The organism is Marinobacter salinexigens (genome assembly GCF_008370345.1).
Taxonomy (GTDB): domain Bacteria; phylum Pseudomonadota; class Gammaproteobacteria; order Pseudomonadales; family Oleiphilaceae; genus Marinobacter; species Marinobacter salinexigens.
The window spans coordinates 40,312-57,499 of record NZ_VTUU01000004.1; the positions used below are offsets into that span (position 1 = coordinate 40,312).

General features: G+C 55.7%; 17 protein-coding genes. 6 read left to right on the plus strand and 11 right to left on the minus strand.

Going from position 1 to position 17,188, the window contains the following annotated elements:
- The first annotated feature begins 205 nt into the window (after positions 1-205).
- Together rpoS and FWJ25_RS09860 are read left to right on the plus strand one after the other, a co-directional pair.
- Entirely contained in the window at positions 206-1,186 is a 981-nt protein-coding gene (gene rpoS, locus FWJ25_RS09855; protein ID WP_149600122.1) for an RNA polymerase sigma factor RpoS, read from the plus strand.
- Positions 1,187-1,401: 215 nt separating this feature from the next.
- The gene (locus tag FWJ25_RS09860) at positions 1,402-1,977 is read left to right on the plus strand and encodes a chalcone isomerase family protein (protein WP_149600123.1); all 576 of its coding nucleotides are present in this window, start codon (positions 1,402-1,404) and stop codon (positions 1,975-1,977) included.
- 84 nt (positions 1,978-2,061) lie between these two features.
- Here FWJ25_RS09860 and nth read toward each other — a convergent pair whose 3' ends face one another.
- Genes nth through metG form a run of 8 tightly spaced genes read right to left on the minus strand, consistent with a single transcriptional unit; the run spans position 2,062 to position 10,296 of the window.
- Positions 2,062-2,700, minus strand: a complete 639-nt coding sequence (gene nth, locus FWJ25_RS09865; RefSeq protein ID WP_149600124.1) for an endonuclease III — start codon at positions 2,698-2,700, stop codon at positions 2,062-2,064.
- An 11-nt stretch (positions 2,701-2,711) separates the two neighbouring features.
- Complete coding sequence (locus FWJ25_RS09870) at positions 2,712-3,431, minus strand: electron transport complex subunit E (protein WP_149600125.1); 720 nt, start codon at positions 3,429-3,431, stop codon at positions 2,712-2,714.
- Positions 3,432-3,433: 2 nt separating this feature from the next.
- A complete protein-coding gene (gene rsxG, locus FWJ25_RS09875; protein ID WP_149600126.1) occupies positions 3,434-4,135 on the minus strand; it encodes an electron transport complex subunit RsxG in 702 nt (233 codons plus the stop codon).
- A 3-nt stretch (positions 4,136-4,138) separates the two neighbouring features.
- Positions 4,139-5,191, minus strand: coding sequence for an electron transport complex subunit RsxD (gene rsxD, locus FWJ25_RS09880; protein WP_149600127.1), 1,053 nt, complete (start codon positions 5,189-5,191; stop codon positions 4,139-4,141).
- Positions 5,192-5,212: 21 nt separating this feature from the next.
- Positions 5,213-7,063: an electron transport complex subunit RsxC gene (rsxC, locus tag FWJ25_RS09885; protein ID WP_149600128.1), complete on the minus strand. Its 1,851-nt coding sequence runs from the start codon at positions 7,061-7,063 to the stop codon at positions 5,213-5,215.
- Positions 7,063-7,641 carry an electron transport complex subunit RsxB gene (rsxB, locus tag FWJ25_RS09890; protein WP_149600129.1) on the minus strand — a complete coding sequence of 193 codons (579 nt, stop codon included), beginning with the start codon at positions 7,639-7,641 and terminating at the stop codon, positions 7,063-7,065. Before rsxB ends, rsxC begins: the two co-directional genes overlap by 1 nt.
- 15 nt (positions 7,642-7,656) lie before the next feature.
- The gene (gene rsxA, locus FWJ25_RS09895; RefSeq protein ID WP_149600130.1) at positions 7,657-8,238 is read right to left on the minus strand and encodes an electron transport complex subunit RsxA; all 582 of its coding nucleotides are present in this window, start codon (positions 8,236-8,238) and stop codon (positions 7,657-7,659) included.
- Positions 8,239-8,265: 27 nt separating this feature from the next.
- Positions 8,266-10,296, minus strand: a complete 2,031-nt coding sequence (metG, locus tag FWJ25_RS09900) for a methionine--tRNA ligase (RefSeq protein ID WP_149600131.1) — start codon at positions 10,294-10,296, stop codon at positions 8,266-8,268.
- A 192-nt stretch (positions 10,297-10,488) separates the two neighbouring features.
- On the opposite strand from metG, the gene apbC reads away from it, so the two are divergent.
- From apbC to FWJ25_RS09920, 4 genes are all read left to right on the plus strand, one after another.
- Complete coding sequence (apbC, locus tag FWJ25_RS09905; protein ID WP_149600132.1) at positions 10,489-11,589, plus strand: iron-sulfur cluster carrier protein ApbC; 1,101 nt, start codon at positions 10,489-10,491, stop codon at positions 11,587-11,589.
- A gap of 239 nt (positions 11,590-11,828) precedes the next feature.
- Positions 11,829-12,395, plus strand: a complete 567-nt coding sequence (gene dcd, locus FWJ25_RS09910; protein ID WP_149600133.1) for a dCTP deaminase — start codon at positions 11,829-11,831, stop codon at positions 12,393-12,395.
- On the plus strand, positions 12,392-12,991 hold the full coding sequence (locus tag FWJ25_RS09915) for a YjaG family protein (RefSeq protein WP_149600134.1): 600 nt from the start codon (positions 12,392-12,394) through the stop codon (positions 12,989-12,991). The genes dcd and FWJ25_RS09915 overlap by 4 nt, the downstream gene beginning before the upstream one ends.
- 82 nt (positions 12,992-13,073) lie before the next feature.
- On the plus strand, positions 13,074-14,351 hold the full coding sequence (locus tag FWJ25_RS09920; protein ID WP_149600135.1) for a valine--pyruvate transaminase: 1,278 nt from the start codon (positions 13,074-13,076) through the stop codon (positions 14,349-14,351).
- Here the strand turns inward: FWJ25_RS09920 and FWJ25_RS09925 are convergent.
- The 3 genes from FWJ25_RS09925 to purM form a co-directional block, all read right to left on the minus strand.
- Positions 14,348-15,097 carry a DUF3108 domain-containing protein gene (locus FWJ25_RS09925; protein ID WP_149600136.1) on the minus strand — a complete coding sequence of 250 codons (750 nt, stop codon included), beginning with the start codon at positions 15,095-15,097 and terminating at the stop codon, positions 14,348-14,350. The genes FWJ25_RS09920 and FWJ25_RS09925 overlap by 4 nt on opposite strands.
- A gap of 85 nt (positions 15,098-15,182) precedes the next feature.
- On the minus strand, positions 15,183-15,845 hold the full coding sequence (gene purN / locus FWJ25_RS09930) for a phosphoribosylglycinamide formyltransferase (RefSeq protein ID WP_149600137.1): 663 nt from the start codon (positions 15,843-15,845) through the stop codon (positions 15,183-15,185).
- Positions 15,842-16,906 (minus strand): phosphoribosylformylglycinamidine cyclo-ligase, encoded by a 1,065-nt coding sequence (purM, locus tag FWJ25_RS09935; RefSeq protein ID WP_149600138.1) that lies wholly within the window; start codon positions 16,904-16,906, stop codon positions 15,842-15,844. The genes purN and purM overlap by 4 nt, the downstream gene beginning before the upstream one ends.
- Positions 16,907-17,188 lie beyond the last annotated feature (282 nt).

Consider the following 17,188-nt stretch of genomic DNA (forward strand, 5'->3'; position numbering starts at 1 on the left):
AGCAAGGCATAGAGGACGAATTTTTAAAAGCGTTCTTGGCAGCCAAACCGGTACTGACGAAAACCGCATTCAGAAAAATAAAAATGGCTACGGCAAAAGCCGGCCAACTAAATGATGTCCTGAGAAATCAAGCACAACGGAAGGATCCGAAAAACAAAAAAGCATTGGATCAAAACACAGGATTATTACGAGGCGGGGCAAGAAAATGTCAGCAGAGCAAGATGAAATCATCATTGATCGTGTAGCGGACGTAGAAGAGTCTGAGGAACAATTACTAGCCGAAGAAAAGTCGGAAAAGGATTCTGCGGCCAGTGAAGACTTTCCCACCCAAGGTCGCTATTTCAGCAACCAGAAACAGCTGGACGCCACCCAGCTTTACCTCAACGAAATCGGTTTTTCTCCACTCCTGACTCCTGAAGAGGAGGTCTATTTTGCTCGCCTGGCACGAAAAGGTGAGGAATCCGGTCGCAAACGGATGATCGAAAGTAATCTCCGCCTGGTGGTCAAGATCGCGCGCCGCTATGTGAACCGTGGCCTGACGCTCCTTGATCTGATCGAAGAAGGAAATCTGGGCCTGATCCGGGCCGTTGAAAAGTTTGATCCGGAACGCGGTTTCCGTTTCTCTACCTACGCGACCTGGTGGATCCGGCAGACCATCGAACGGGCGATCATGAACCAGACCCGCACGATTCGTCTCCCCATTCACGTGGTTAAAGAGCTGAACCTGTATTTGCGTGCAGCCCGTGAGCTGACCCAGAAGCTGGATCATGAACCTTCTGCTGAAGAAATTGCGCAGATGGTGGACAAGCCAGTTGCGGACGTTAAGCGCATGCTTGGCCTGAATGAGCGCGTTGCTTCGATGGATACCCCGATTGGTGCCGGTGGCGAGAAATCTCTGCTGGATACCGTGGCGGATGAAGGGGCCTCCGACCCCGCGGATCTTCTGCAGGACAATAATATGTGTTCCTGCCTGGAAAAGTGGATTGACCAACTCAGTGACAAGCAACAGGAAGTGCTGTCCCGACGGTTCGGCCTCCGGGGTTACCCTGTGAGTACGCTGGAAGAAGTCGGCCAGGAGATTGGCCTGACACGTGAGCGGGTTCGCCAGATTCAGGTTGAGGCCCTGCGTCGCTTGCGGGAAATTCTGGAAAAGGAGGGGTTGTCCGGAAGCCTTCTGTTCAAGTAGCTTCACAGACTCTTTTCCTTGGCAAGCCGACCAGTGTTCCTGGTCGGCTTTTGTGTTTCAGTAACACCGCAAATGAGAACCAGGCGGCGCCCCGGGATGGCGGGTCATTGCTAAAATGCCGTGACCGGGCAGAGTTGGGATCGTTAGATCGTCAGGTGGTAACACCCGGTGCACGAATGAAACACGTCAATAATAATGATTGAAAAGGAAGGACTATGATGAAGGCTCTAACAACCGGTTTTGCCTCTATGATCATGGTGGCTGCATTGTCGGCTCCCGCATCCGCTTTGACCGTTGAAGGTGTGGATGTTCCGGACACGTATTCCGCGATGGATACCGAGCTGAAGCTCAATGGCGCGGGCACCCGTTCCAAGTGGTTCATGGATCTGTACGTAGGCGGACTCTATGTGCCCGAAACCATCAGCGACGGACAGGCTGTCATCAATGCTGATGAGCCCCAGGCCATTACTCTTCACATTATTTCCGGCATGATCACCAGTGATCGAATGACGTCGGCTACCCTTGAGGGGTTTGAGGCGTCGACTGGTGGCAAGATGGAAGGGATCCAGAGCGACATCGACCAGTTCATGAAGGTGTTCCAGGAAGAAATCAAAGAAGGGGATGTATTTGATCTGGTCTACCTCCCGGGCAAGGGGGTTGAAGTCCTGAAGAACGGCAAACTCAAGGACACTGTCGGTGATCTGGCCTTCAAAAAGGCGCTGTTCGGCATCTGGCTCTCCGACGAGCCTGCCCAGAAGGACCTGAAAAAGAAGATGCTTGGACAACGTTAAGTCTTACGCTGTTCTTGAAAATGAAAAAACCGGCCATGAAGTCAGGGCCGGTTTTTTTGGCAGGGAGGAAGCTGGAAGCAGTGGTTAGAGGTAGTCCCGCTTCTGTTTGAACTCGCACAGATCCTCGATGATACAGGCGCCACATTTTGGCTTACGTGCTACGCAGGTGTAGCGGCCATGGAGGATCAGCCAGTGGTGGGCATCCAGCAGGAATTCCTTGGGTACCAGGCGAAGCAGGCGTTTTTCCACTTCCAGAACATTTTTGCCAGGGGCAATGCCTGTCCGGTTGGACACCCTGAAAATGTGGGTGTCTACAGCCATGGCCATGTGACCGAACGCTGTGTTCAGAACCACGTTAGCCGTTTTTCGGCCAACCCCGGGCAGGGCTTCGAGATCCTCACGTTTTTCAGGAACCACGCTGTTGTGCTTCTCGATAAGAATCCGGCAGGTCTTGATGACGTTTTCGGCTTTACTGTTAAACAGGCCGATGGTTTTGATGTATTCCTTCAGCCCGTCAACGCCCAGAGCCAGAATGGATTCTGGCGTATTGGCGACCGGGAACAGTTTGTCGGTTGCTTTGTTAACGCCGACATCCGTTGCCTGCGCTGAGAGAATAACCGCAATCAGTAACTCGAAGGGTGACGAATAGTTCAGCTCGGTGGTCGGGTTGGGATTGTCAGCCCGCAAACGAGTGAAAATCTCTGTTCGTTTTTCTTTATTCATAGATAACGTTTTCAGGATACGTTGCCGGTTACCCGCACACGTTTGCTGCCAGATGTGGCCGGGGCCGTTGTAGTGGCGGCCTTCCGGCGCGCCTCAAGTTTGCTGTCAATGCTGTTTTTCAGGGCGATCAACAGTCCCAGTCCCATGAAAGCGCCGGGAGGGAGCATCATGAACAGCATGTTCGGGTAGCGCTCAAACGGCCGGATAACCCAGTCTGCAGCTGCCGGGCCCAGCAGCAGATTCATGTCAACAAACAGGGTACCCTGACCGACAAGTTCCCGCATGCCGCCCAGCACCACCAGTACCGCCAGGAATCCAAGTCCCATCATTGCGCCATCCAGCAGGGCCCTTCCGGGTGTATTACGGGACGCAAAGGCGTCCGCGCGGCCAAGGATGGCGCAGTTGGTCACGATCAGTGGAATGAAAATTCCCAGAATCTGGTAGAGCTCGTAAGTGAAGGCCTGCATCAAAAGCTCAGCGCAGGTTACGAAGGATGCGATGATCATCACGAAGGCTGGCAGCCGGACCGACTCACCCACAAAATTGCGGATGAGGGAGACAGCAAGGTTGGACCCCATAAGGACCAGCAGAGTGGCCAGACCAAGGCCTATGGCGTTGACGACGGTACTGGTTACCGCGAGCAGTGGGCATAACCCCAGAACCTGAACCAGGGCAGGGTTGTTGTTCCAGAGACCGTCTTTGATGATTTCGCTGGGCGTTTTGTCAGCCATAATCAGGAATGCTCCGGCGTAGTGGTTTCACCTGCAATCGCTTCCGGCTCAAGCCTGCTTTTTCCTGGCTCAGCAGGCGCACCCAGCCGCACGCGAATTTCGTTGTGATTTTTCTGGAAATAGATCAGGGACTTCTGAACGGCTTTAACCACAGCTCTGGGAGTGATGGTGGCGCCAGTAAACTGGTCGAACATACCGCCGTTTTTCTTCACGTTCCATTCGTTATGAGGCGGTTTCCCCAGGGTACGCCCGGTGAAATCCTGGATCCAGTCCGATTTCCGGGTTTCGATACGGTCCCCAAGTCCCGGAGTTTCTTTGTGGCTGGTGACCCGTACTCCAAGAATCGTGCCGTTCATATCGAGGCCTACCAGCAAACGGATGTTGCCTGAATAACCGTCCGGAGCGATAACCGGCATGATCATACCGGTTGGCTTGCCGTCCCTGCGTGCTACCCACACGGTTACCGGGCCATCCCCGGCAAGACGGTCACTTTGGGGAAGCTCAACCGTATCATGCAACATGTCATTATCGTGGGAGCTTTCGGGAATGATCTCAAACAACGCCTTGGCTTCGGCCCGGGCGGCTTGTTCCTGAATGCGCTGGGCGGTGAACGCCTGGGTAACGGCAATGGTACCGCCTGTTATGACTGCAAAAAGGCCGAGGCCAATAGCGCTACGACGGATTGACTGTGCAAGTGCTGCCATGACTTATCCCTGACTCTTACCGGGAACGCCCCGGCGGGCTTTGTGATGCCCGTAGGTGCGTGGTGGCGTGAAATGGTCGATGAATGGCACGGCAAAATTCATCAGCAACACACTGAAGGCGACGGCATCCGGGTAGTTGCCCCAGGTACGGATCAGGTAAATCAGGATGCCGGTGCCCGCTCCGTAGATCAGTTTACCCTGGTGGCTGGTCGCCGCGGATACCGGATCGGTGGCGATAAAAAAGGCTCCGAGCATGGTTCCCCCGGCCAATAGCTGGAGAGAGAGCGGGGCAACCTGGTCGGCATTGCTGCCAAAGGCCAGGCTCATGATGCCCAACGCAGCCAGGAAAGCCACTGGGATGTGCCAACTGATGATTCTCAGTGCAATAAGCAGAAGACCGCCGGCGAGGAAGCCGGCATTTACCCATTCCCATCCCCGGGCGACACCCTCACCAAAGGTAGGATGGGCCAGCACTTCTTTCGCAGTGTGGGTGGCAATCTTGTGTTTGTACTCATCCAGTGGGGTTGCCATGGTCCAGCCATCGATTGCGGTCTGATGGCCTGAAGCAATGGCGGTCAGGGTCTCGCCAAATCCGGGCGCACCCTGCCAAAGAAGCGCTGCTTCTGCCCAGTTGGTCGTCATTGCTACAGGAAACGAAATCAGTACCAGAGCATAACCAACCATCGCAGGATTGAAGGGGTTGGAACCCAGTCCGCCATAAAGCTGCTTGGCAATCACAATCGCAAAGACCACGGCGGTCAGGGATACCCACCAGGGAGCAAATTGCGGCAGTGACAGGCCGAGGAGCAGGCCGGTTACGGCGGCGGTATTGTCCTTGAGGATTGCGCTGATCGGCTTTTTCCGGAATTTCAGGATGATGGCTTCGGACGCCAGAGCGACGGCAATGCACCAGACAACATTGATCAGGTTACCCCAACCGAAGAACAGCGTCTGTGCCAGCAGGCCGGGCAGAGCCGCGATGATGACCCAAAGCATGACACGGGATGTCGGGCGGGCTTTGTGGGCATGTGGAGATGACTGTTGAACAAATGCCATGATGATTCGGCCTGAACTCGGTTATTCGGTTGACTGTGATTCGGACTGATTCGCCAGCAGTTGCTGTGCTTCTGCCAGGGCATCTTCCGCCCTTTTGACCCGGTCGAGGTTCTTGGCAACGGCTCGTTCCAGCTTATCGACATTGTCCGCTTGCTGGGTTCGGGCTTCTTCAAGCATACCCTGCATGTTCTCGAGCTTCGTGCGCGCCTGGGTCACCTGCTTTTCGAGGGCCTCAAGATCGGGCTTGGGTTGCGCGGGGGCCGGCGCCTCCTGAGCAGGGGCTTCGGCAGGAGCCTTTTCCGCATCTGCCCGCTCGGCTTTGGCTTTCTTTCGGGCGAGGGCCTGTTCTACCTGTGCAGCTTTGGCTGCCCTCTCATCTGACGCACTGTCGCTGCTGATGGCTTGCTCGGCTTCGGCTTTTTTCCGGGCCTGAGCTTCGGCAGCGGCCTTCGCACGTTCCTTGCGGCGCAGTTCCTTCTCTTCCTGTTCTCTTTCCAGGCGAGCCTGGCGAGCCTCAAACCGTTCGCGAGCACGATCCGCTTTCAGTTGCTCGGCCTTCTGTACCCGGATTTCACCTTTGGCGTAGCGATAGTACTGGACCAACGGTATAGAGCTGGGGCAAACATAGGAACAGGCGCCGCACTCGATGCAGTCAAACAGGTTCATGTGCTCAGCTTTTTCGAACTCTTCAGCTCGGGAATACCAGAACAGCTGTTGGGGAAGCAGCTCCATCGGGCAGGCGTCGGCGCACTGGCCGCAGCGGATACAGGGTTGCTCAGGCGGCGGTGCCGGCAGTTCCTGGTCTGTAGCAGCGATCACACAGTTACTGGTTTTGGTAACCGGTACTTCGGTGGAGGTAAGCGTGAATCCCATCATCGGTCCACCGGATACCAAACGGCTTGCCCTGGCCGGATCAAAACCTGCCTGATCGAGCAAGCTGTTTACGGGGGTTCCAATCAACGCCTCGTAGTTGCCCGGGTCCCTGACGGCATCACCAGTAATGGTGATCACCCTTGAAATCAGGGGCTTACCTTCAAATACGGCGCGGGAAACGGCCCGGGCAGTACCCACGTTCTGGCACATCACCCCGATATCCGCAGGAATACCGCCACTGGGCACTTCCATGCCCGTGAGGATCCGTATCAACTGCTTTTCACCACCGGATGGGTACTTGGTCGGAATGACCGCAAGTTCGATCTGTGTACCTTCGATGGCCTTTGCCATACGTTCAATGGCTTGCGGTTTATTATCCTCGATTCCGATCACGCACCGTTCCGGGCGAAGTATCCAGGACATGATTTTCAGGCCCCCAACGACCTCCTCTGCCTGTTCCCGCATGGTCATGTCGTCGGCGGTGATATAGGGCTCGCACTCGGCACCATTGAGAATCAGGGTTTGCACCTTGCGGTCCCTGGGGGGGCGGAGCTTGATATTCGTGGGAAATCCCGCGCCGCCCATGCCGGCGATCCCGGCTTCCCGGATCAGTTTAAGGACCTGATCCCGCTCAAGACTTTTGTAATCGCTGACCGGGCTGGTCGGAGTCCATTGTTCTTCCCCGTCCGGTTTGAGCGTGATGCACCAGTCTTCCATGCCGGAAGGGTGGGGAACCGGGTGATGTGCAATGTTTTCAATCACGCCGGACGTAGGGGCATGGACCGGAACGCCGATGCCATTGGTGATGTCGGCGATTTTCTGACCCTTGAGTACCCGGTCACCTACCTGAACCACAGGTTCTGCCGGCGCTCCGATGTGTTGTTGTAGAGGTAGAAACAACCGCTCGGGCATGGTGGCGGTTCGAATCCCGCGAGTGGTGGATTGCTGCTTGTTTTCGGCAGGGTGGATACCGCCGGTAAAGTCCCAGAGCTGAGTCATCAGGCACTCGCTCCCTGACGATCAGTCGCAATGATATTTGTAGCTGGCGGTGTCCAGGTCCAGGTACGGATGTCAGGTTTAATGGTAACCATATCAATACAGTCTACGGGGCAGGGCTCCACACAGAGGTCGCAGCCGGTACATTCACTTTCAATGACGGTATGCATGTGCTTGGCGGCGCCGAGGATCGCGTCCACGGGGCATGCCTGAATACACTTAGTACAGCCAATGCATTCATCTTCGCGGATCACCGCGACACGCTTTTCCTGTTCTACACCGTGTTCGGCATCCAGCGGCTGAGGCTCCATGTCAAGCAGGTCTGCCAGAGCCTTGATGGTGGACTCCCCGCCTGGTGGGCATTTGTTGATGGCATCCCCATCGGCGATGGATTCCGCATAGGGGCGGCATCCGGGGAAACCGCATTGGCCGCACTGGGTCTGTGGCAGCAGAGAATCAATCTGGTCAACCAGAGGATTGCCTTCCACTTTGAAGCGTTCGGCTGCAAAGCCAAGCAGCCCGCCGAACGCAAGGGAAAGGGCAAGGAGCACCAGCACAGCGATGATAATGCCTGTCCACATAAAAACGTGTCTCCGTTAAACGCTGACCAGACCGGTAAAACCGAGGAAGGCCAAAGCCATCAGGCCGGCGGTCACCATGCCGATTGCCGCACCGCGGAAGGCAATGGGGACATCTGCAACGGCAATGCGCTCCCGCATGGCAGCAAACAGCACCAGGACCAGGGAGAAGCCAGCGGCTGCACCGAATCCGTATAACACCGATTCAACGAAGTTATTGTTTTTATTAAGGTTGAGAAGTGCGACACCAAGAACCGCGCAGTTGGTAGTGATCAGTGGCAGGAAGATACCCAGCACCCGGTACAGCAGGGGGCTGGTTTTACGGACCACCATTTCGGTGAACTGCACGACCACTGCAATCACCAGAATAAAGGTAATGGTTTTGAGAAACGCCAGATCAAGCGGGGCGAGCAGGTATGTATACGCGAGGTAGCTGCACACCGATGACAGGGTCAGTACGAATGTCGTGGCCAGCGACATGCCCATGGCGGTTTCCAGCTTGCCGGAAACTCCCATGAAAGGACACAGGCCCAGAAACTGAACCAGTACGAAGTTGTTCACCAGTATGGTGCTGACCAGAATCAGCAGATACTCTGTCATCGATGCTTACTCTTGTTTCGCCCGCTCTTACATTACCCGCATGCCGGGGGTGGCACCGGAGTCCGGGGACAGGACGAAAATATCCTTGCCACCCGGGCCTGCGGCCAGAACCATACCTTCCGACATACCGAACTTCATTTTCCGGGGCTTCAGATTGGCTACCATGACCGTCATGCGGCCGATGAGGTCCTCCGGCTTGTAGGCAGACTTGATACCAGCAAACACATTGCGCTCGCCATGTCCCACATCAAGTGTAAGACGAAGCAGCTTATCGGCACCTTCCACGTGCTCTGCGTTAACGATCTTCACGACACGCAGGTCCACTTTTGCAAAATCGCCAAACTCAATCTCATCCGCAATTGGCTCAAGATCACTGGCTGCTTCCTTTTGGCCCGTGGCAGCAGGAAGCTCCTCTTTGGAGGCATCCAGCATCTTCTCTATCTGTGCCATATCCACACGGTTCATCAGCGGTTTGAATTTGTCGATACCATGATTCTCCAGCAGTTCCCCGCGGGTGTTCCAGACCAGACGCGCATTGAGGAACGACTGAGCTGCCTCGGCCGTTTTCGGAAGGACCGGGGCCAGGTAGGTCATCAGCAAACGGAACATGTTGATGGCATTGGTACAGATGGCCTGGAGATTTTCATCCTGGCCTTCCTGCTTGGCAATAACCCACGGCTGTTCGTCGTTGACGTACTGGTTGGCGATGTCTGCCAGCTCCATGATCCGACGCATCGCACGGCCGAATTCACGGGCTTCGTAGAATTCCTCAATCTGCTGACCCGCTTCAATGAACTCCTGAAGCTTCGCGGTTTCAGTGACCTTGCCAAGCTGACCGTTGAATCGCTTGGTAATGAAACCGGCGCTGCGGCTGGCAATGTTGACCACCTTGCCCACCAGATCCGAGTTAACCCGGGCGGCAAAGTCCTCCAGGTTCAGGTCCATGTCGTCGACGCTGCCGGTCAGCTTGGCGGCAAAGTAGTAACGCAGATACTCGGGATTCAAGTGGTCCAGATAGGTACGTGCCATGATAAACGTACCCCGGGATTTGGACATCTTCTTGCCGTTTACGGTGACGAAACCATGGGCCCAGACCGCAGTCGGGGTACGGAATCCGGCATCGTGGAGCATGGATGGCCAGAACAGCGCGTGGAAATTGATGATGTCCTTGCCGATAAAGTGATACACCTCGGCTTCGGAATCCGCTTTCCAGAAATGTTCAAAATCGATATTTTCCCGGTTGCACAGGTTCTTGAAGCTCGCCAGATAGCCAATCGGGGCGTCCAGCCAGACATAGAAATACTTGCCCGGAGCATCTGGGATCTCGAAACCAAAGTAAGGCGCATCACGGCTGATGTCCCACTCCTGCAAACCGGCGTCCAGCCACTCGGCCAGCTTATTGGCAACCTGCGGCTGAAGCGTTCCACTTCGGGTCCATTTGGTCAGGAAATCCTGGAAATCCGGCAATTTGAAGAAATAGTGCTCGGATTCTTTCTCCACCGGAGTCGCACCGGACACGGCTGAGCGAGGGTTAATCAGCTCAGCAGGAGTGTATGTGGCGCCACATGCCTCACAGTTATCTCCATACTGATCTTCCGTTTTGCACTTCGGACAAGTGCCTTTGATGAAACGGTCCGCCAGAAACATCTCCTTCTCCGGATCGAAGAACTGGGTGATCTTCCGGGTGGCAATATGACCGTTTTCCTGCAGCTGACGGTAAATATATTCGGAGAAGTACCGGTTCTCGTCGGAATGCGTGGAGTAGTAGTTGTCGAACCGGATATGGAAACCGGCGAAGTCCTCCTGGTGCTCCTGACGGATACGGTCAATCAGTTGCTCCGGCGTAATGCCTTCACGCTCGGCACGCAGCATGATAGCCGTGCCGTGGGCATCGTCGGCGCAAACGTAATAGCAGTTATGGCCACGCATGTTCTGGTAGCGCACCCAGATGTCGGTCTGAATGTACTCCAGCAGGTGACCCAGGTGGATCGGCCCGTTTGCGTAGGGCAGGGCGCTGGTAACCAGAATATCGCGCTGTGGCTTGCTAGCTTGCGTCATGGTGATGTCCGAACCTTCTGTTGATACGGGTTGGAAAGACAAAAAAACAGGGGCCTGGACGGCAACCGGCATTGATTGCTCCAGATTAAGACCCCATATGGTCAGAAACGGGCACAGATGATACCTTCCAAGCCATTAATTTTCACCTGAAACACCCGTTTCTGTGTTTATGAGCTTATTCCGGAGAACCCGATGACCCAGATTTCCCCGCAGGCCCTGGAAACAGCCGTCCGCCAATACCGGGACCCATACCTTGAAAAGGACCTGTACGAACTCGGTGCTGTCAAGAACCTCGCTGCTGACGACAGTGGTAAGGTCACCCTGATGGTCGAGCTTCCATACCCTTCCAAAGGCATAGCCGGAGCACTTAAAGAAATCGTCACCAACGCCCTCGAGAACGTCGACGGCGTCGACAGTGCAGAGGTTCACGTGGGCCAGAAAATCCACGCCTACAAGAACCAGAAGGACATCCCGTCAGTCGCAGGCGTCAAAAACATTATCGCTGTTTCCTCGGGGAAAGGCGGTGTCGGTAAGTCCACGACCGCTGTCAACCTGGCGCTGGCGCTGAAAGCTGAGGGCGCCCGGGTTGGCATCCTCGACGCCGACATCTACGGCCCCAGCATCGGCATGATGCTCGGTGTGCCCGAAGGTAAACGTCCGGACACCCGTGAAAACAAATACTTCGTACCCATGGAAGCCCACGGCCTGCAGGCCAACTCCATGGCTTTCGTCGTCACCGACAAAACCCCCATGGTCTGGCGCGGTCCCATGGTCAGCGGCGCAGTCATGCAACTGCTTCAGCAGACACTGTGGGATGAACTCGACTACCTGATCATCGACATGCCCCCGGGCACTGGCGACATCCAGCTCACCCTGGCCCAGAAAGTCCCGGTCACCGGCGCCGTCATCGTCACCACTCCGCAGGACATTGCGCTGCTGGATGGTAAAAAAGGCATCGAAATGTTCCGCAAAGTCGACATTCCGGTACTGGGTGTCGTCGAAAACATGAGTGTCCACATCTGCAGCAACTGCGGCCACGAAGAACCCCTGTTCGGCCATGGCGGCGGCGAACGCATTGCCGAGGAATACGACACCACGTTGCTGGGGCAACTTCCCCTGCACATGACCATCCGGGAACAGACCGATAGCGGTTTGCCGTCTGTTATTGCAGAACCTGATTCCGAAGTAGCCCGTCGCTACCGTGACATTGCCCGCCGTGTTGGTGCTGAACTGTCCACCAGGGAGCGTAACCTGACTGGGTCTATCTCCAGTGTGTCGGTAACAGAGCACTAAGTCCCGACTATTCGGGCGGGCCGCAGAAAGGCCTGTTCGCAGTGGCAGGGCCGATCTTCCAAAAATGTCGTAGGCCAAGGATGGCCGGAGACAAGCGCACATGGATGTGCTCGTAGCGGTTTTTGGAAGATCGGCTCTGCCACTGCAGCCCCCCAAACGGCGGCCACAGGCCTTCGACAGATCTATCCGTAACAGTTAAACTACGCCCCAATTTTCCCAGTGGAACCGAGACCACCCAAATGAGCATCAAATCCGACAAGTGGATCCGCCGGATGTCCGAGCAGCACGGCATGATCGAGCCGTTCGAACACGGACAGGTACGTGAATCCGAAAAGGGCCGAGTCATCTCCTACGGCACCTCCAGCTACGGATACGACGTCCGTTGTAGCAACGAGTTCAAAATCTTCACCAACGTCCACAGCGCCACTGTAGACCCGAAGAACTTCGACGAGAACAGCTTCGTCAACTACACGGGCGACGTCTGCATCATCCCTCCGAACTCCTTCGCACTGGCGCGCACTGTCGAGTACTTCCGTATTCCGCGTAGCGTACTGACCATTTGCCTTGGCAAGTCGACCTATGCACGCTGCGGAATCATCGTCAACGTCACGCCGCTGGAACCGGAGTGGGAAGGCCAGGTTACCCTGGAATTTTCCAACACCACCAACCTGCCGGCTAAAATCTACGCTAACGAAGGCGTGGCTCAGATGCTCTTCTTTGAATCGGACGAAGTCTGCGAAACGAGCTACAAGGACCGGGGTGGAAAGTACCTTGGTCAGACCGGCGTGACCCTGCCCAGGACATGAACGCCAATCAGTTTCTAAAAGCCGTATCGCAACTGCAGGGTTGGCGCGAATGCGCCTTCCTGCTGTCTCTCGCTGAGCGCTCCTTTCCGAACTACGCCTTGTTCGCAGATGCGGTAGGGCTCAAAAGTGGCGGTAAAATGCGCCAGTTACTCGACCTGGCGTGGGATATGCTCCAGAAGGATGTCGAGGAAGCGGCCATTCCCCAGTTACTCAGCAAGCTGGAAAGCCTTTCCCCGAATGTCGACGACTACGATGCCTACGGTGTTTACCCTGCGTTTGATTTCTGCCAGTTACTGGAGCAGGCACTGCTTAACCGCCTGAATCCAGGCAAGCACCGGGCAACGGATGCGTCCCAGCTGGCGACTTCCACGATTGTGAGCTTCATCGAGTTGTCTGAAGGCGAGGATCTGGCCGAAGATGAGTTGGTCCGATTGCTGGATCAGCACCCTCTGATGAAAGAAGACAAGATGTTCCAACGGGATCTGGTTCTGGCTTTGAAGCGCCAGCGAGTACCTACGGAGGTCTTTGTTGATGAATTGCGCGAGGGTGCGGCCAACGATGGCGTCAGTAACCTCGGTATTGCCCTGGAAAGCTAAGCCCTCCCCGCTGTCGGGGCTACACTTGCTCAAAGACAGCTGGTTCCGACCCCTGATGTTTCTGCATTGATTGGATGGTTTTATGAAACTCTCTGCTTTTGGCCGTAAGTTCACTGCCGATGCCGGTATCACTTCCCTGATGGATGATCTCGGGAATGCGATGGCATCCGGGGATGACATGATCATGATGGGCGGTGGCAACCCGGGTCATATTCCGGAGGTGCAGGCAAGGGTTCAACAGATTCTGGCGGACATCAGCGGCAATGAGGCCGATATGCGGAGGCTGGTTGGTGTCTATGATCCCCCACAGGGTGAAAAGCAGTTTATTGCCTCCCTGGCGGAGCTGTTGAACCGGGAATACGGATGGGGTTTAACGCCTGAGAACATTGCGTTGACCAACGGCAGTCAGGCGGCATTCTTCATGCTGTTTAACATGTTTGGTGGCAACTACGGAGATGGACACCACAAGCATATCCTGCTGCCGCTTGCGCCGGAGTACATCGGCTACGCCGATGCAGGGATTGATCCCGGGTTATTCCGAGCGGTACAGCCGGAAATTTCGTTTACTGATGCTCACGAGTTCAAGTACCGCGTTGACTTTGATGCTGTTGAGGTTACTGGAGAGACGGGTGCTATCTGTGTTTCCAGGCCGACCAACCCGACAGGAAACGTGGTAACGGATGAAGAGTTGTTGCGACTGGAGCAGATGGCGAGGGATCATGACATACCGCTTATCGTTGACGGGGCTTATGGCACGCCATTCCCCAGCTTGCTGTTCGTGGATGCTGAGCCAACATGGAATGATCAGATTATCCTTTGTCTGAGTTTGTCCAAGCTCGGCCTGCCGGCAGCCAGAACGGGAATCGTAATCGCCGCGGAGCCCACTATTAAGGCCTTGTCAGGTATCAATGCGATTCTTAACCTGGCCACGGGCAGTTTTGGCGCAATGCTGGCGGAGCCATTAGTAAAAACCGGGGAGATCCTGTCCCTGAGTCGAGAGGTGGTTTGCCCGTTCTACAAAGCCAAAATGGAAAAGGCCGTCGCGGCCTTCAGGGCGGCTATGGGGGAGGACAGCTGCCGCTGGTACATCCACAAGCCTGAGGGCGCCATGTTCCTCTGGTTATGGTTTCCGGATTTGCCGATCTCCAGTCTTGAGTTGTATCAGCGACTCAAACAGCGCGGGGTGTTGGTCGTGTCCGGTCATTACTTCTTCCCGGGCTTGCCGGAGGATGGCTGGAAGCATCGCCATGAATGTCTGCGAGTAACATACTCTCAGGATGATGACCGGGTTGCGGAAGGTTTGCGGATTATCGCAGACGAAGTCAAAGCTGTATGGAAAGAGACGGGGCGGTCAGATTAACTGCCCAGCTCCGCGTCTTTCAGCCTGAGCTCGTAGTGGCTGCCATCCGGCTCCACCTGTAGCAGGCGCATCAGCAAAAAATCCTCGTCGGGCGCAAACCACATCAATGTCTGGCGTTTGGCGCCTTCTTCACGCACTTTCTCTGCTTTGAAGGTGATGTGCGTTTTCCCGTTGTTTTCCAGAGGTTCTTTGTCGATCACCGCAAACCGGTCGGTGTCGTAGCTGTTGCCATCAATGATTCTGTAGGTGACGTCGCGTTTGCCGGCTTTGATGTCCTGATGAAGTTGAAGCTGGAAGCCCAAAGGGTCCAGGGTGCCTTCTTCAAGATCCAGGCTGAAAGGTTTGCCTTTGTATTTGCCGGTAGCCTTGCCTGAAGCCCAGTCAAAATCAATGGACTCTTCGCGATCCTTGATCAGGAAGCCGGATAATCGATAACGGTAGCGAAGGGGGACAACCCGGTCGTTTTCCCATTTCAGGATGATCGATTCGTCGATATCGGCAATGAACGAATCCACGTCGGTCCTGTAAAGCCATACCCCGTTACCTTTTGAGGTCAAAGTGCGTTTGGCGCTGCCATTCAGCGAGACGCCTTTATCCATGGCGGCTGTATAGCTGGCTTCGAACGGTTGCAAACCAGGGGGGGTGTCGGCCGTTGTGTTGGCCAGTGCGGTGTTGGCACCGAGCGCCAGCAGCAGAGTTGCTGTGGCGCTGGCAAGGCGTCTTGCGGGTTGTTGGCGTCTGTCCATGTGTTTACATCTCAAAGCCGTCTCGTATGACGACAGTCTAGCTGTTTACACGGATGTGAAATGTGACAATCCGTTCAGGCGTCACTCAGTTGTCGGCCAGCCTCATTGGCTTTTTCAGCAGTTCTCCATCAAAGAGCACGTAGTCCGTTCCAAGTTGCACGCGACCCTCGCAGAACCAGCGCACGACAATGGGGTAGAGGAGGTGTTCTTTCACTTGAACCCTTTCGGCGAGTGATTCCGCCGTATCGCCAGCAAGAACGTTTACTTCTGCCTGTGCAATGACGGGGCCGCCATCCAGTTCCTCCGTCACGAAGTGAACCGAGACTCCGTGGCTGCTGTCGCCGGCTTCAAGTACACGCTGATGGGTGTTCAATCCGGTATAGCTGGGTAGTAGCGACGGATGGATGTTCAGCATCTGGCCGCGGAGGGCGCGAACAAAATCAGTTGTCAGAATGCGCATGAATCCTGCCAGCACGATCAGGTCAGGATTGTGCTGGCGAATCTCCGCCATCAGGGCGCCGTCAAATGCTTCGCGGGAATCGTACTTGGTATGATCCACCACAAAGGTGTCAATGTTGGCCTGAGCCGCGCGTTCAAGAGCGAAGGCGTTTGGCTTGTTGCTACCTACGGCAATGATCTCGCCCGGGAAGTCTCGTTCCCGGGTGGCGTCGATCAGTGCTTGCAGATTGGTGCCGCTACCAGAGGCCAGGACGAGAATCCTCGGCAGGGGAGTCTGGTCTGCCTTCATGCGGAGAGAAGTCCTGGTGCGTAGCGTACGCTGGCGTCGGTATCTGCTGTGTCGGCAGCTTCCATAACACCAACCTGCCAGGCGTTTTCACCCAGTGATTGCAGAGTGGCCAGAGCCTGATCTGTCTGGTCTGCCGGGACACAGACAATCATGCCGATGCCGCAGTTGAAGGTGCGATACATCTCTTCGCTGGCCACACCGCCGGCATCCTGAAGCCACTTGAACACAGGAGGCAGTGTCCAGCTGGCGGTGTCGATGGCTGCTACAGTGCCGCTCGGCAGAACGCGGGGAATGTTTTCAGGAAGCCCGCCGCCAGTGATATGGGACAGTGCGCGAACGTCAACATCCTTAATCAGCTTCAGCAGGTTCTTCACGTAGATGCGGGTCGGAGCCATCAGCGCATCGGCCAGGGTGGTGTCGCCCATTGGCGCGTTCAGGTCAGCACCGCTGACCTCCAGGATTTTCCGGATCAGGGAATAGCCATTGGAGTGTGGGCCTGAAGAGCCCAGAGCGATCAGGGCATCACCCGGCTGAACCCGGGACCCATCAATGATTTCGCTGCGCTCGGCGACGCCAACACAGAAGCCTGCAAGGTCGTAATCGTCGCCTTCATACATGCCCGGCATTTCGGCGGTTTCGCCACCGACCAATGCGCAGCCCGCCAGTTCACAGCCTTCGCCGATTCCGGCAACCACGTTGGCGGCGACGTCGACGTTCAGCTTGCCGGTCGCATAGTAATCGAGGAAGAACAGGGGTTCGGCCCCGCCAACAACCAGATCGTTAACACACATGGCCACCAGGTCAATACCGATGGTGTCGTGCTTGTTGAGCTGCATGGCGAGTCTGAGCTTGGTGCCCACTCCATCGGTACCGGAAACCAGTACGGGCTCTTTATAACCGGCAGGTATGGAAACCATTGCGCCGAATCCGCCAAGACCACCCAGAACTTCCGGGCGACGGGTGCGCGCGGCAGTATTCTTGATGCGGTTAACGAGTTCGTTGCCTGCGTCGATGTCAACGCCGGCGTCGCGGTAGGTCAGGGAGGGCTTCTGTTCGCTCATGGTGTACTTAACCGTTGGCCAATGGGTCAGGCGGCGGATTTTAACAGGTGCAGAGGAGCGCTCCAAATGTATTTCCCCCTACGACTGACGGCGCCACTGGAGCTGGAAGTATTCCCGCCAAGGCACTGGCTATTATTGCTTTTCTGAAATCCTCTTCGCTACTCACGTCCTGGGGCATGGTGTATCCTATGCGCCATTCACGTGAATAGCAGGGTATTTCATGTCAGTGACAGGACCAAAGTCGATGTGCGGGTCAGCTAAGGCCGCATGGAAGACCGCATG